The organism is Streptomyces sp. NPDC093085, assembly GCF_040683935.1.
Taxonomy (GTDB): Bacteria; Actinomycetota; Actinomycetes; order Streptomycetales; family Streptomycetaceae; genus Streptomyces.
The window spans coordinates 118,073-131,222 of sequence record NZ_JBFBFB010000011.1 but is presented as its reverse complement, the minus strand read 5'-3'; the positions used below and the strand labels follow the sequence as shown (position 1 = coordinate 131,222).

Annotated in this window: 10 protein-coding genes; 2 read left to right on the top strand and 8 right to left on the bottom strand. The window is 70.7% G+C overall.

The window, feature by feature from the left end; all coding sequences use genetic code 11:
* Positions 1-31 precede the first annotated feature (31 nt).
* From AB0O07_RS26480 to AB0O07_RS26450, 7 genes are all read right to left on the bottom strand, one after another.
* Entirely contained in the window at positions 32-898 is an 867-nt protein-coding gene (locus AB0O07_RS26480; RefSeq protein ID WP_365637584.1) for a type I-E CRISPR-associated protein Cas6/Cse3/CasE, read from the bottom strand.
* Positions 895-1,908 (bottom strand): type I-E CRISPR-associated protein Cas5/CasD, encoded by a 1,014-nt coding sequence (gene cas5e, locus AB0O07_RS26475; protein WP_365637581.1) that lies wholly within the window; start codon positions 1,906-1,908, stop codon positions 895-897. Before cas5e ends, AB0O07_RS26480 begins: the two co-directional genes overlap by 4 nt.
* The gene (locus AB0O07_RS26470; RefSeq protein WP_365637579.1) at positions 1,905-3,410 is read right to left on the bottom strand and encodes a type I-E CRISPR-associated protein Cas7/Cse4/CasC; all 1,506 of its coding nucleotides are present in this window, start codon (positions 3,408-3,410) and stop codon (positions 1,905-1,907) included. Before AB0O07_RS26470 ends, cas5e begins: the two co-directional genes overlap by 4 nt.
* Entirely contained in the window at positions 3,407-4,084 is a 678-nt protein-coding gene (gene casB, locus AB0O07_RS26465) for a type I-E CRISPR-associated protein Cse2/CasB (protein ID WP_365637576.1), read from the bottom strand. Before casB ends, AB0O07_RS26470 begins: the two co-directional genes overlap by 4 nt.
* Positions 4,077-5,726 (bottom strand): type I-E CRISPR-associated protein Cse1/CasA, encoded by a 1,650-nt coding sequence (locus tag AB0O07_RS26460; protein WP_365637574.1) that lies wholly within the window; start codon positions 5,724-5,726, stop codon positions 4,077-4,079. The genes casB and AB0O07_RS26460 overlap by 8 nt, the downstream gene beginning before the upstream one ends.
* A 472-nt stretch (positions 5,727-6,198) precedes the next feature.
* Positions 6,199-6,390: a hypothetical protein gene (locus AB0O07_RS26455; protein ID WP_365637573.1), complete on the bottom strand. Its 192-nt coding sequence runs from the start codon at positions 6,388-6,390 to the stop codon at positions 6,199-6,201.
* Between the two features lie 241 nt (positions 6,391-6,631).
* Positions 6,632-6,844, bottom strand: a complete 213-nt coding sequence (locus AB0O07_RS26450) for a hypothetical protein (protein WP_365637570.1) — start codon at positions 6,842-6,844, stop codon at positions 6,632-6,634.
* Positions 6,845-7,029: 185 nt separating this feature from the next.
* Between AB0O07_RS26450 and AB0O07_RS26445 the strand changes: the two genes are divergently transcribed.
* Both AB0O07_RS26445 and AB0O07_RS26440 read left to right on the top strand, forming a co-directional pair.
* The gene (locus tag AB0O07_RS26445) at positions 7,030-11,340 is read left to right on the top strand and encodes a hypothetical protein (protein WP_365637568.1); all 4,311 of its coding nucleotides are present in this window, start codon (positions 7,030-7,032) and stop codon (positions 11,338-11,340) included.
* A 93-nt stretch (positions 11,341-11,433) separates the two neighbouring features.
* Positions 11,434-12,054 (top strand): nucleoside deaminase, encoded by a 621-nt coding sequence (locus tag AB0O07_RS26440; RefSeq protein ID WP_365637565.1) that lies wholly within the window; start codon positions 11,434-11,436, stop codon positions 12,052-12,054.
* Here the strand turns inward: AB0O07_RS26440 and AB0O07_RS26435 are convergent.
* On the bottom strand, positions 12,018-13,073 hold the full coding sequence (locus AB0O07_RS26435) for a winged helix-turn-helix transcriptional regulator (protein WP_365637563.1): 1,056 nt from the start codon (positions 13,071-13,073) through the stop codon (positions 12,018-12,020). The two genes, AB0O07_RS26440 and AB0O07_RS26435, sit on opposite strands and share 37 nt — an antisense overlap.
* Positions 13,074-13,150: the final 77 nt, after the last annotated feature.

The following is a 13,150-nucleotide window of genomic DNA, read 5'->3' as shown; positions in this document are numbered from 1 at the left end:
GCTTCGGGGCGGCTTCGGGGCGGCTTCGGGGTCAGCGGATGAGGATCAGGCCGCAGCTATAGGCGCGGGCGTGGCCGATGCCTCGGGTCAGGGCCGAGACGAAGGTCCGGGGGTCCGTGACGGTGAGGGTGCCCTTGATTTCGGCTCGGGCGATGCGGAGGCCCTTGTGGGGGGCCGGGCTGGAGACCTTGGGGAGGAGGCGGAGGGCCAGGCGGTCGGTGTCCGCGTCGGCGCCGATGCGGGTCAGGCCGTCGGGGGCGACCGGGGGTTCGCCGGTCGGCTGGAGGCGGCGGGTGAACCAGGTCTTCACGTGTTCGGGGCGGGTGTGCGGGACGCGGGTGCCCCGGGTCTTCTCGGGGGACCCGGGGGCCGGCGGGCGGCTGCGGACCGGGTTGACGACCGTACGGAAGTCGGCGGTGTCGCCTACGCGGAACGTGCGGTCGACGGTGAGGCTCCGGGGTTCCTCGGCGAGTGCGGCCCGGGGGATGCCGCTCCAGTCGCCGGGGACGCCGGACTGCACCACCAGGGAGAGCTGGGCACGGCGCAGGTCGATGGTCCAGGTCGACAGGATGCCCATCTGGGAGCGGGCATCCCGGCTGCCGTCGTCCACCCAGCCCTTGAACCCACTCATGACGGTGCGGTGCATGTCCTGGGCGTCGATCAGGGACTTGGCGGCGAAGGGGTGCCGGGCGTCGAGGGAGAGCAGGGTGTGGGTGGTGACGAATCTGGCGGATGTCTCGGGTGTGGGGGGATTGGGGGTAAAGGGGCTTGGGGTGCCGGGGCTCGGGGTGCGGGGATTGGGGGCGCGGAGGTTCGGGGTGCCGGGGCTCGGGGTGGAGGGGCTCGGGGTGCCGGGGCTTGGGGTGGAGGCGCTTGGGGTGGGTGGGGTGTTGGTCACGGGATGATGTCCCATTCGCGGGTGTTCGGGGCGAGGGTGACGCGTTCCCGGGTCTCCCAGCGCGGGCTGTGGACGGGGCCGTCGGCGTCGTACCGTACGGGCTGGTCGTGGATCGGACCCACCCCGGGCAGGGGGTACCTGCTCTCGATCCAGGCCCAGGGGGTGGGGGTGGAGGTCGGAGCGGGGGGATTCGAACTGGGGAGTAGGGGGGTTGTGGTGAATGCCCTTTCCAGGGGGCCCGGCACGATCTCCAGGGCCAGTTGACCCGACGGCGGGCAGGCTTTGCGGCCCAGCCAGAGCAGGCGCTTCGGGTGTTCCAGGGCGTACGCGATCCGCTCCAGGAGCGCGCGGTCGGGGTGCTGGAGGCCTACGAGGAACGCGGCGTCGGCGAGGTACCAGCGCTCGGTGATCATCGCGTGCCGGCGTACCTCGCCCGAGACGAGGGCCCCTGAGGTCGGGTCGGCGGCGATCTTCTTGGGGGCTCCGTACCAGGCTTCCAGTCTTTGGCGGCCGAAGGGGGTGGGGGCAGGGGCAGGGGTTGTGGAGGGGGGCGGGGTTGTGGATGGGGGTGGGGGCGTTGTTGTGTCTGTTTCGGCTGCTGCCGCTCTGCGGTGGTCCGTCACCAGGTCGCGGGGGCGGAGGGGGTACGTACCTCCGCCGACGGTGTGGTAGTCGCGGAGCGGGGTGCCGGGGTGGTCCGCTCGTACGCCGAAGAGGACGTGGGCCAGTTCTCCGAGCGGTTCGTCCCGTTCCAGGCCGAGGGCTGCCGCGCAGAGGCCGATCACACCGGACTTGGTGGGGCGGGGGTGGGTGTCCCGGTACGCCGCGAATCTGGATGCGATGCCCCAGGACTGGAGGGGGCCTGCGAGGCGGAGGAGGAGGACGGGGTCCGGGGGGTCGGAGGGGGCAGTGGGGGCGGAGGGGCTCGTGGGGTTCGTGGGGTTCGTGGGGTTGGTGGCTTCTGTGGGGTGGGCTATGGGCGTTCCGGGCGCATGCGGGTGGGACGTCATCGGGTCAGGCCCTCGATGGTGGTCACCACGGTCGCGGAGGCCGTCAGCTTCGGATCGCCCAGGATGTCGTCGATCTGGGGGTCGTAGGTGAGCATCCGTGCGGTGCGCAGGTCCTTGCGGCGCTTGCTGACGAAGGTGTGGTGGCGGAGGAGCCTCTGGACCGCCGCGGGGCCGGCCGGGCCTTCGCCGCCCTCGTTTTCCGGGGTCTCGTCCACGGGGAGTTGGAAGGCGGCGGCGTAGTTGTACGGGCGTTCGCCCTCGAAGGCCAGGACCAGGGCGGGGAGCGAGCCGGTGGAGGCGGTGGAGTTCTTCTTGGCCTCGGGGAACGCCTCCACGAAGGCGGTCACGAACTCCGTTTCGGCGTCCGTGGCGGCCGATTCGGCTTCCTCCTCCGTCATTCCGGCGATGCGGAGGTTCGTACGGAGCTGGATGCGGTCGAGGACGGCGTGGCGGTAGAAGGTTCCGGAGATCAGGGACTGGTACCCCGTCATTCCGGCGCCCGCGTCGCTGGCCTCGTCGGCGGCGTCGAGGAAGTTCAGGGCGTTCCGCTTACGGTCGAGTTTCGCGTCGTCGGCGGCGGCGTAGAAGTCGTCGATCTGTTCCGCCTCGTGGACGGTGAAGGCGTGGCTGCTCTGCACCGCGCCGTCGACGTTGGGCGAGTCGGCGATCTCGGCCAGGAACCGGCCGTACAGCGCGATGTCGACGGCGTCGCGGGGGGCGATGGCCAGGAGGACGGCGTCACGGGTGGGTTTGGGGACGGGCGGGAGGTCGGTCTTCTTCTTGTCGGCCGCGGAGTTGTCGGCCGCGGAGCCGGTGGAAGAGTTGGATGTGTCCTCCTCCGGGGGTGTCTCGGCCTTCTTCTTTGCGCCCCGGGCCGACTTGCGCGCCAGTGCCTCCTGGGCCTGTACGTAGCGGTCGCGCCACTCGGTGAGGTCGTCGCGGTGGGCTTCGATGTGGGCGGCGATGCGCGTACCGGCGTCTGCGGGGGCGAAGACCAGGACCTTGGTGAGGTTGGCGACGGACTTCTTCTTCGGGTCGCCGAACTTCAGGCCGCTCGCCTCGATGACCGCGCGGGCCGTGGTGACGGCCTCTTCCCTGTCCCAGTCGTGCGCGGAGACCAGTTCGCGGGCGGTCAGGAGGGCCCACTCGCGGGTACGGATGCCCATGCTCCGGCCGCTGAGGGCGCCGAGGCCGGCGTTGGCGCGGTTACGGGCGTGGACGCGTTCGGCACGTCTGCGGGCCTGGCTGGTGACCATGTGGCGCTCGGCGCCGCCGTATACGAGGCTCTTGGGCTGGCCGTTCTCGTCTCGTACGGGGAGGACGGCGACGAGGGTTTCGAGGAGGTGGAGGGAGAGGAACTGGCTTCGGGGGGTGCGGGGGCTCCGGGGGGTTCGAGGGTCTTTGGGGTCGGTCGCCGCCTCCGGGGCGGACTCGGTCCCGGTCCCGTTCTCCTCGGACCCGTTCGCCGTCTTGGCCTCGGTCCCGGCCGCAGTCTCGGTCATGCGCTCTCGTTCCTCCGTGTTGTCTGCTTGCTCGGGGCTGCGGTCCGGTTCCGCTTCGGCGGGGTGGTGTAGAAGGCGGCCGACCATGAATAGGCGATCCGGGCCTTACGGTCGTGCCAACGGATCAGGTCCTCGGTGAGCTCGGTCCAGGAGGGCGGCGCCTGTTCGCATGACCGGAGCCGGGTGACGGTGTGCTGGAGGTGGCGCCAGGGGATACGGCGGCTGGCGACGACCCGGTCCAGGAGGCGTTGGGCGCCCGGGTTCTTGGGACCTCGCGCGACGCTGTCGCCAATACGGCGGGCGGCTTCGCCGAGGCTGCCGTGGCCGTACGAGGGTGTGGAGCGGCCCTGATGGTAGATCGCGAAGAGGAACGCGACGCGTTCGAACAGCTCGCGGTGCTCGTCGCCGCCGTACCAGCCGGCCCGGATATGGGCCTTGGTGGGGTGCCGGGCCCGGCGCAGGTCAGCAAGGGTGCCGTACTCGCGGTTGCGGACGAGGGTGGTGAGCCAGGTGACGAGGGCGGTGCTGTCGTGGGGGAGGGCCTCGGAGTGGAGGGGGAGGGCCTCGGAGCGGGGGGCGGGGGCCTCGACCTCTGTCCCTGGGGTGCTCTGATACCCGGCCTCGCTCCGGTCGGTCTCGTTCTGGCCGGCCTCGTTCTGGAACGCGTCAGTCATGGGCGATCTCCCCTCGGATCTCGGCAGGCGCCTTGGCCCGTGCCATCTCGTCCTCGAAGCGATTCTCGGCACGGGCTCGGGCGTGATGGCTCCGGCTGTTGGGCGGAAGGGAGTCCAGGCGGTGGGTGAGGTGGTTCCTGGCGGAGGTCACCAGGATGGTGGCGTACTCGATCAGCGGGGCCGAGACCGGGTCGTCGTCGTCCACCTTGCCTTCTCTGATCACGGTGTCGAGCAGTCGGTAGAAGGGCTGAGCCGCGTCCGGCCAGAAGAGCCATCGGGCGTCGAAGCGCGCCAGGAGGTGGTTCTTGTCGGCGGCGTGCGCGGCCGGGTGGGCAGTCTCCATGGCAAGGACGGCCGCGCTCTTCAGGCTCCCCGCGATGTACTCGGCGATCTTCGAGCCACGGAAGGACGCGTGGTACAGGTGCCGTTCCATTCCGGGGGCGTAGGGATACGCGCCCTGCGTCCAGGCCATCGGCAGCGCCTGGTTGGTGAGCAGGCCCACGGCCCACATGTGGTATGGGGCGCCGACGCCTCTCTTCGCGAGGGAACCGAGCCGTGTGAAGAGCCCGTTCTCGCGGTTGACCACTGCGGCGTACAGCGCGTGGGCGTCCTGCCAGAGGGCGCGGGTCGGGGACGGCCAGAGCGGTTTCTCCTGACCGTTCATGGTTCTGCTGGGCACCGCGTCCTGGAGGTGGCGTCGCAGATCGAGTTCCAGGACCTCCCCGGCGCCGATCAGCACCCGGTCGACCAACGCGTCTCCGTCGGGTCCGCGCCGTCCGCGCAGGAGGATGGAACGGCCGAGGGCACTGTGGAGGTCGGCGGAACTCCTCGGCACGCGGGGCGTGGCCTTCTTGTTGAAGGTACGGCGCTCCGCAGAACCGGGGGTCGTCCACGACGTGTTGAGGCAGTCGCCCGGCCCTTCGGGCGGATAGAGGTTGAGGCGCAGTGTCTCACCCAGGGTGGCGCCGAGGGCGACGACCCGGATCCGCCCGGTCAGCCGACCGGCGGCCAGATTGGTGACCGTGGCCCCGAGTTTCTCGCCGGATATCCGGGCGCGGCCGTACGGGGCGTATACGTGCTGGGTGAGCATGGCGCGGAACGCCTCGGCCGCGGGGAGGGGGTCGCCCCGGTCGAGGTGGTGGTGGTCGAAGTGCTGGTGATAGTCGCCGACCTGCTCCAGGACCAACTGGGCCGTTCCTGTTCCGCTGCGCCCCATCTCAGGTTCGAGGCCGAGGTTTTGGCCGAGTGGATGTTCGGAGCCGAACAGATCCCAGGCATCGTCAGGTTGATCGTCCAGCCAACCGGGCGCACCGTCGAGGGCATGCGGGTCGGCGATCCATGTACGCCACTCCTCGTCGGAGGACGGGCAGGCTTCCGCCGCGAAGCAGATCGCCATCAGAAACTCGATCACGGCGACGGTCTCGCCGGGCGTCGCGCAGTTGATGGAGACCAGCCGTTCGGCCTGGGTGAAGAGGGCGTGCAGTGAGTGGTGCGCAGTGGAGCCGTCCCATGCCACGGCGGGAATGCAGGGCTGGTAGCGGGGGTCCCAGTGGAGTTCCTCCGTAGACCTGGGAGTCCAGCGGAATCTCTGCTCGGAGCTGGGGCCCCGCTGGGCGGGGACGGGGGCGCGTGCTTCGGGCATGCCTGACTACCGCTTTCCGGATCGTGCGCCAGCGAGGCATGGTTGGCGTGGCATGGCGGTAACTTTCTGGAGCGACATGAACGCTAACAGTTGACGTTCAGGTTCGCGGAGGATCCGGTGGATTCGTTCGCCGCCAGCGGCATGGGGCGGCAGGCCGAACATCCCCGCTCACGCGGGGCAAAGCCCTGACGGAGGCACTGAGGCCGTCGACGGGTCATCCCCTCTGACTGCGGGAGGGGGACGGACACCCTTGCACTCGGGGGATCCGGTTCCTATGAAATCAGGCAAGTTCAGGACGCGAAAGCCGCATACACTGGGAAACCGCCGATCGCGATCGGCAGCCTCGGTGGGACTGCACCGAATGCATGCGGCCAGTCTCTGCTGCGGGTTCCGCCCCGGTGACGCGAGACGGAACCCAACAGCGCTGCCGAGGCGGGCCGTTCCTGGCGTCAGACACTCCAGGAGCGGCCACCTATAGGACGCAGTCCACCAGTTTGGTCACCAGCGCGGACAGGACCTCAACTGCTGCCGCGATGACAAGGGCGAGGAGCAACTCGTCCTTGTCGGGCCGCGGCCCACCGCCTCGACCGGAATCTCGCTGATCGACCTCACGCCGATCACCCTCCACCCCCATCTGATCGGCTTCATTTTGATCGCCCTGCATGACCTTCACCTTTCATCTCGACATCACCCATCCCGCAGCGAGCAAGGACAGGAGATGCCGAGGTGAGGAGCTGGAGGCCCCGCATGCGCCCACAGTTGCACAAAAAGTGGCACTACATGCGGATATGGGAGGAGACACGCCGTAGCGGTTGAACGGTGGGACGGAGGGGGTCGACTTGGCCCGTGCCAGAACGATGGAAGAGGAAACGGTGGAACGGAAGGGGTCGACTTACCCACTGCCGTCACCCCGACCGCCGTTTCCTGACGAGGATCTCCAGCGTCTTCCGTGCGTCGCCGCGGAGTTCGGAGGTGCGGGCCAGGACCGAGGCGAGGGCGACGACGGCCAGGACGACTCCGTACAGGAGTGCGGCGACGGCGGTCAGGATGGTGGTGGCGGCGGTCAGGGTGGCGGCGGCGCGGGCCAGTTCGGGGAGTGCGGAGGGGAGTGCGGACACGGGGGCTTCCTTCTGGCCGGGGCCGGAGCGGCCGGGCGAGGTGTGGCCCCCAGAGTGGAACGACAACAGCGCTGTACCACAGGGAAGAAATCCGACATAATCGCGATTTGCCCAGCGCCAGGCCAGAAAAAAATTACGTGTGCGCAGGGCGGTGTCCCTGCCCGAGATGATGCTGGGGGAGCGACATGACGGACCAGAGTGGGAGCCCCGCCTGCAAGCAGTTCGGCGCCGAGGTGAACAAGTTGCTGGACGAGGCAAAGATCTCTCGACGCGGGGCTGTCGGCCTCGTTGGCGGAGTCACGGTGAGCACGGTCCAGGACTGGTGCGCCGGCCACCGACTGCCTTCGGAGTTCAACGAGACCCGGTTCTGGGCTCTGGTACAGAAGGCTCAGGCGAAGCTGGAAGTCCCGCTCCACAGCGAGGCCGAGTGGCAGGCCCTGCTGAGTGCGGCGCGGGAGGAGAAGGCCGGCCCGGAGACGCGGGATCCGAAGCAGCCCTTTGTCCTGGCCCATCCGCCGACGCAAGGCGTTCGGGATGAGTTGGTCGGACGGCATGCTGAACGGCTGGTGTCGCTCGCCTTCGTACGGGCCTTCGGACCGCATGCGCCGTCGTATCTGTGCTGGCATGCGGAGTTGGCGGTGGGGAAGACCGCCCTGCTCGCCGATCTGGTGAAGAGGCCGCCGCCGACGGCCGACATCGTGAACTTCTTCGTCTCCCGGGCACATGGGACCGACAGCCGTGCCGCCTTCATCGAGGAGACGGGGGTGCAGATGCGGGCCTTTCTGGCGCTCGGCGAGCCGGGCACGTCGGGGGTGTTGGGGGCGTCTGATACGTCGCGGGCATCGGGGGCGTCGGACGGCGGGGGTGGGGGGTCGGATGCGTTCGTCTTCGGGCAGCCTCGTGATGGGCGGGAGTGGGGGGAACTTCTCGGCAGGGCCGTGGCGAAGAGTGTCGCGCGTGGGCGGCGGCTTCTGCTCGTGGTCGACGGGCTTGATGACGATGTCGCCTGGCTCTCCTCCGAGCGGAGCTCGGAGGAGAGGGAGGAATCGGAGGAATCGGAGGAGAGGGACTCGGGCGGGGGGAGTATCGCGGGGTTGTTGCCGGGCGTTCCAGGAGACGGGCTGCGGGTTCTCGTGTCCCTTCGGCGGACTTCGCGCTTCCCCGGTGACGTCCCGGCCGGGCATCCGCTGCGCCTGCGTGCCTGCCTGCGCCAACTCGGGCCGTTCGAAGGCGCCGAGGAGGCCGGCCGCACTCCCCGGGCCGAGGCGGGCCGGCTGCTCGCGAGTGAGCTGGGCGGGCAGGTTGTCGGTCTGCTCGCTGTGGCCGGGGGGAATCTGCGGGCCGTGGACCTCGCGTCGCTGACCGGGGCCTCTGTCGACGAGGTCGACCGGCTCGTCCACGGGGCGGACGGGCGCTGCATCGTGCTGGACGACGCTCCGGCCGGGACGTATGCCCTCGCCCCCGGTGTGCTGTCCTCCGTACGGGACGGGCTGGATCCCGCCGTTGTCTCGCGCCACGCCCAGACCCTGCATGCCTGGGCCGAGCGTCTGCGGGGTGCCGGGTGGCCCCCCGGGACGCCGCCGTATCTGCTGAACGGCTACCACCTCCTGCTGGACGACCTCGACTTCGACCTCGACTTCGACCTCGGTCTCGGTCTCGGTCTCGCACGACGTGCGGCGTACGTGCTCGATGGGCGCCGTCAGGTGCGGTGCGCTGCGGAGGCCGGGGGTGATGTCGCGCTGGGGCAGGTGAAGGCGGTCGGGACGGAACTGCACCGGCGGGGCTTGCTTCCCGGGGATCTCTCGGTCGGTGTTCGGCTGGCCGCTTCGCGGGGGTTGTTGTCCGGGCGGGTTCCTCGGCTTCCGGGGGAGGCTGTGGCGTTGTGTGTTCGGCTCGGGGGTGTGTCGCGGGCTCTTTCCCTTGCCCGTGCGGTGCCGGGGGCGGTGGCCAGGGCGACGCTCTTCGCGGAGGCCGCGGTGGAGCTGCGGCGGGCCGGCCACCCCGAGGCCGGGCGGTTCGCGCGGGAGGCCGCGGAGTGGGCGGCCCTTGCCGAGGAGGCGCTTCCCCGGCTGACCTTCGCCTCGGCGCTTCCGGCCGAGGTGTCGGACGCGTACGCGCTGCTCGCCCGCGCCGCCCATGAGCTCCGCTCGGTGGGCGAGCTCTCGGCCGCGCGGGGCCTGTTCCGGGCGGCACTCCGCAGTGGGGTTGCCGATGTCGAGACGGTGGTGACCGCGGGGGATCTCCTCGCCTCACGCGATGACGTGCAGGGGGTGACGGCTCTGTTCACCTGGGCCGACCACCTCAGCATGAGCGGACTCCCCACGGACCACGCCGCCGCCGTGGACATCTGGGCCACGATCGCCGGCCGGATCCTCTCCCTGGCCCCCCGCGCCAGGGACCACATCGAGGCGCACTGCGCGGACCTGGACCCGTCGTTCGGGCTGATGCGGGTCGACATCCTCGCCCTCGGCGCGATCGCGTTGAAGAGTCGTAAGACGGTGGCGCCCCGGCTGGTGGAGGAGGCGCTGGAGCTGCTGCGGTCCACCGTCCGGGCCGGCCCTGCCGGCCTCTCCCCCGCCGACCGGGGCCACCTGCGGCGCGAACTCTCCACCACGCTGGACCGGCTCTCCCGGGCCGTCGACGCCAACGGGAAGGGCGCATACGCCCAGGCCCTGTCCGACATCAAGGTTGTGGTGGCGGAGCTCCCCGAGTCGATGCGTACGGGTGTGCTCGGTGACGACCTGACGGAACGTGCCCGGGCGAACATCGGCTCCGCCGAGGAGCGCAGGGAGGCGGACGAGGAGCGCAGGCACGCGACGGATGCCGCCCGTCAGCGGCAGGAGAAGGAACGCAAGCTGGCCGCGCGGAGAAAGCCGGACGCCGCGAACCGGCGGGGGAAGCGTAACCGGCAGAAGACCGGCCCCGCCCCCTCCGACGCGTGGGTACCGTACGAGCCCGACCCCGGTCTCCCCCCGCACCTCGGCCTGCTCCACCACGCCGACTGGCTGCTCGGGAAGGGCAATCTCGTGCTCGCCCGCGAGTCGCTGGCCTCGGCTCTTCGTACTGCCCCGGGGCCGGTCTCGGGGCCGGGGCCTGTACCGGTCTCGGGGCCGGGGCCTGTACCGGTACCGGTACGTACGCAGGGCCGCTCCCCCGGCGACGGCAGGTGGACCTGCGATCTGGTGCACGCGCTCGGGGTCATCGGGGAGTTCGTACACGGCGTACAACTTGCCGAACTGTCGCCGGACGCGGAGAGTCGGGGACGGCATCTCGCCGCGCTCTCCTTGGGGTGTTCCCAGGGCGGGTACGGGGCCGAGGCGCTCCGGTACGGGCGGGAGGCGGCGCTTCTCGTGGCCGACGGCTCCGACCCGGAGGCGCGATGGGTGGTCGCGCAGGCGCTGGCATACGCCGGGGAGGCTGTCGGGGCGGAGGAGTTGGCGCGGCGGAGGAATCCCTCCGACACCATGCGCGACGCCGAGTTCGAAACGGGGATGCGTCGCTCGCTCGCGGCCGTCGCCGCCGGGGTGGCCCGCCACGCGCCGGAGGCGGCCGGCCGGATCGTGTCGGGGGTGCTCGACGAACTGGACGGCCGGATCGGGGGCGTGATTCCGGTCAGTACCCTTCCCGAACTGGTGGCGCTCCTGCTCGCCTTTCCCGGGGCGGATGCGGGGCGGGCCGGATCTCGGTGGGGTGCGATGTTCCGGCGGGCCCGGGGAGCCGAGGGCACCGGGGGATTCGGAGGAATCGGAGGAATCGGGGGGTTCGGGGGGTTCGGGGGAGCCGTGGGTGGGGGGCCTGGGCCGGGCCGGGGCCGGACGGGGGTGGTGCTTGCCCTGCTGGACCGGCTCCGGGTGCTCGACGGGCTTCCGGAGGAGGACGCTGACGGCCCCGTTCCGTACGGGGGCGGTTGGGGGGCGGGGCTGCCCGGGGTCTCGGCCGGCGGGGGGCCGTTCGGCAGGGTTCCGTTCGGCACGCCGGTAAGCCCTCCGGCCGACCCCACGTCCGACACTTCGGCCGGTGCGGCGCAGGAGGTTCCGTACGGTGCCGATGCCATTGGGCAGTGGGAACGGACGCTTCCTCCGGACCAGGTTCCCTACGCCGAACTCGCCCTGTTCCACGCCGTTTCCGGTGATGCCGGCGCGGCCCGTCGCGTTGCCGAAGGAGCCCCTACGGCCGGCGGGCGGGGGGTTGCGCTGGCTGGGGTCGCGGCGTATCTGGGCGGGGTTCCCGCCGTACTCGATCCCGCGCCCGCTTCGCCGGGGAGCGGTTCGCTCCGGCTCTGCCTCGCGCTCGCGCATGCCGCGACAGGCAGTGGCGGGCGGGTGGCCGATCCGGGGGCGGCGCGTTCGCTCGTACAGGAGTTGCTGGGAGGGGAGGGGTGGACGTACGTGATTCCGCTGCTGCCCCTGCTGGCCCCGGAGGCGCTGGTGCCACTGAGCGAGTTGGTGTGGGCCCATGGGTCAGATGGAGCGGGTGAGGTGGAATGGAGCGGGTGAGGTGGAGAGGTAAGTAACACTCGTTTCTTCCGTTTCCTGGATCACACTGTCTTCGGCAGCAACATCGAGTCGAACTGACCGGAGGCATCAGCCATGGACACGTCCGCCCTCGCGACCTCCTTCGGAGCCCGCCTCCCCGAGTGGGTGCCGGCCGAACTCGCCGACGTACCCGACGCTCTGCCCCGTGACGAGGAGCGGGTCCGGCTCGTCAACCGTCTCGCGGAGCGCAACCACCGTGAGGACACCGGCGGGCCCTTCGCCGCCCTCGTCGTGGAGCGGGAGACCGGGCGCATCGTCTCCGCCGGGGTCAACCTCGTGCTCGCCTCCGGGCTCTCCTCGACCCACGCCGAAGTTGTCGCGCTCTCCCTCGCCCAGGCCAGGCTGGCCGCCTGGGACCTCGGCGCGCCCGGCGGGCCCGAACTCGAACTGGTCGTCAACTGGCGTCCGTGCGTCATGTGTTACGGGGCTGCCATGTGGTCCGGGGTGCGGCGGGTGCTCATCGCGGGGGACGGGCCCGAGGTCGAGGAGTTGACAGGTTTCGACGAGGGGCCCATGCGCGAGGACTGGATCGAGCAGTTCGACCGGCGCGGCATAGAGATAGCGGTCGTACACGGGGCGCTCCGGGACGAGGCGGTCGAGGTCTTCCGGGGGTACGGGGCTCGTACCGACGCCGTGGTCTACAACGCGCGGGGGACGTCGGGGGGTGCCTCATGAGGCAGGGGCTCGTGGGAGACGGGCTCGCGGCTTGGGGCCTTGTCGTTCAGGGCCTCGGCCGCCGTCGCTTTCGCCAGTCTTAGGACCTCGTCCGTCAGTCCTGGCATGTCCTCGGCCGGGAACAGGGTGTGACGTACCACCCCTTCCCGGTCCAGAACCAGGACCAGCCGTCTGAGGCACAGCCTTCCCCCCGACCGGAAGACCGGCAGGCGCAGCGCCGCTGTCAGACGGTGCTCCGCGTCGGAGAGCAGCGGGTAGGGGATCGCCTCGGCGCGGGCGAAGGTGCTCTGCTCGTAGGGGGGTTGAGTGCTCACTCCACGTACCGCCAACCCCGCGCGGCGGAAATCCGGCCAGGCATCCCGGAAGAGCCGGGGGAAGGGGTGGGGGAAGGGGCGAGGAAGCCGTTCGTCCGGGGCGGCGGCGTAGGCGGCGGCGTACGTGAAGAGCACCGTCGCCCCGGCCTCCGGTGCGACGACGGGGTCCTCGGTGCCAGCACCAGCACCTGTCGTCGTCGACGGCAGGCGCAGGTCGTACGGGAGCCTCGCGCCCTCCGTCGCCAGGGACCGCACCCTCGCCTCCCCCGCGTCCCCCCTCGTTTCTCCTTCCGCTTCTCCCCTCGCTCCTCCATCCGCGTCTCCCCGCGCATCAGGTGCGGCATCCGCCCCGGCCTCGCCCTCGCCCTCGCCCCCGGATCCGGCCCCCTCCCCCAGCACCCACCGGTCGCCCCACTCCTGCATGGCCACCAGTACCGGCAGCAGCGCCAGCCCCGCCTCGGTGAGCAGGTACTCGTAACGGACCGGACGGCGCTGGTAGAGGCTGCGGCGCAGCACTCCGGCCGCCACCAGCCGGCCCAGGCGTTCCGTCAGGACCTTGCGGGAAAGGCCCAGTTCGGCGGCGAGGGCGTCGAAGCGTACGTGGCCCCGCGCGATCTCCCGGAGGACCAGGACGTTCCACCAGTCACCCGTGATGACGGCGGCCTGGGCGATTCCGCAGTGCTGGTCGGCGTTGTGCATCCGCATCGGGCCATAGTACGTTCCCTTTCGGAACTCACTTTGTTCCGTACGTGAACTTACTCGCCTCGTCCCGTGAGGAGCTA

What these genes read in the sequence shown, in the direction of transcription:
- AB0O07_RS26440 (WP_365637565.1), top strand. Translation starts at nt 11,434, where the DNA reads ATGGACACGTCCGCCCTCGCGACCTCCTTCGGAGCCCGCCTCCCCGAG.
- AB0O07_RS26435 (WP_365637563.1), bottom strand. Translation starts at nt 13,073, where the DNA reads ATGCGGATGCACAACGCCGACCAGCACTGCGGAATCGCCCAGGCCGCC.
- cas5e (WP_365637581.1), bottom strand. Translation starts at nt 1,908, where the DNA reads ATGACGTCCCACCCGCATGCGCCCGGAACGCCCATAGCCCACCCCACA.
- AB0O07_RS26455 (WP_365637573.1), bottom strand. Translation starts at nt 6,390, where the DNA reads ATGCAGGGCGATCAAAATGAAGCCGATCAGATGGGGGTGGAGGGTGAT.
- AB0O07_RS26445 (WP_365637568.1), top strand. Translation starts at nt 7,030, where the DNA reads ATGACGGACCAGAGTGGGAGCCCCGCCTGCAAGCAGTTCGGCGCCGAG.
- AB0O07_RS26460 (WP_365637574.1), bottom strand. Translation starts at nt 5,726, where the DNA reads ATGCCCGAAGCACGCGCCCCCGTCCCCGCCCAGCGGGGCCCCAGCTCC.
- casB (WP_365637576.1), bottom strand. Translation starts at nt 4,084, where the DNA reads ATGACTGACGCGTTCCAGAACGAGGCCGGCCAGAACGAGACCGACCGG.
- AB0O07_RS26470 (WP_365637579.1), bottom strand. Translation starts at nt 3,410, where the DNA reads ATGACCGAGACTGCGGCCGGGACCGAGGCCAAGACGGCGAACGGGTCC.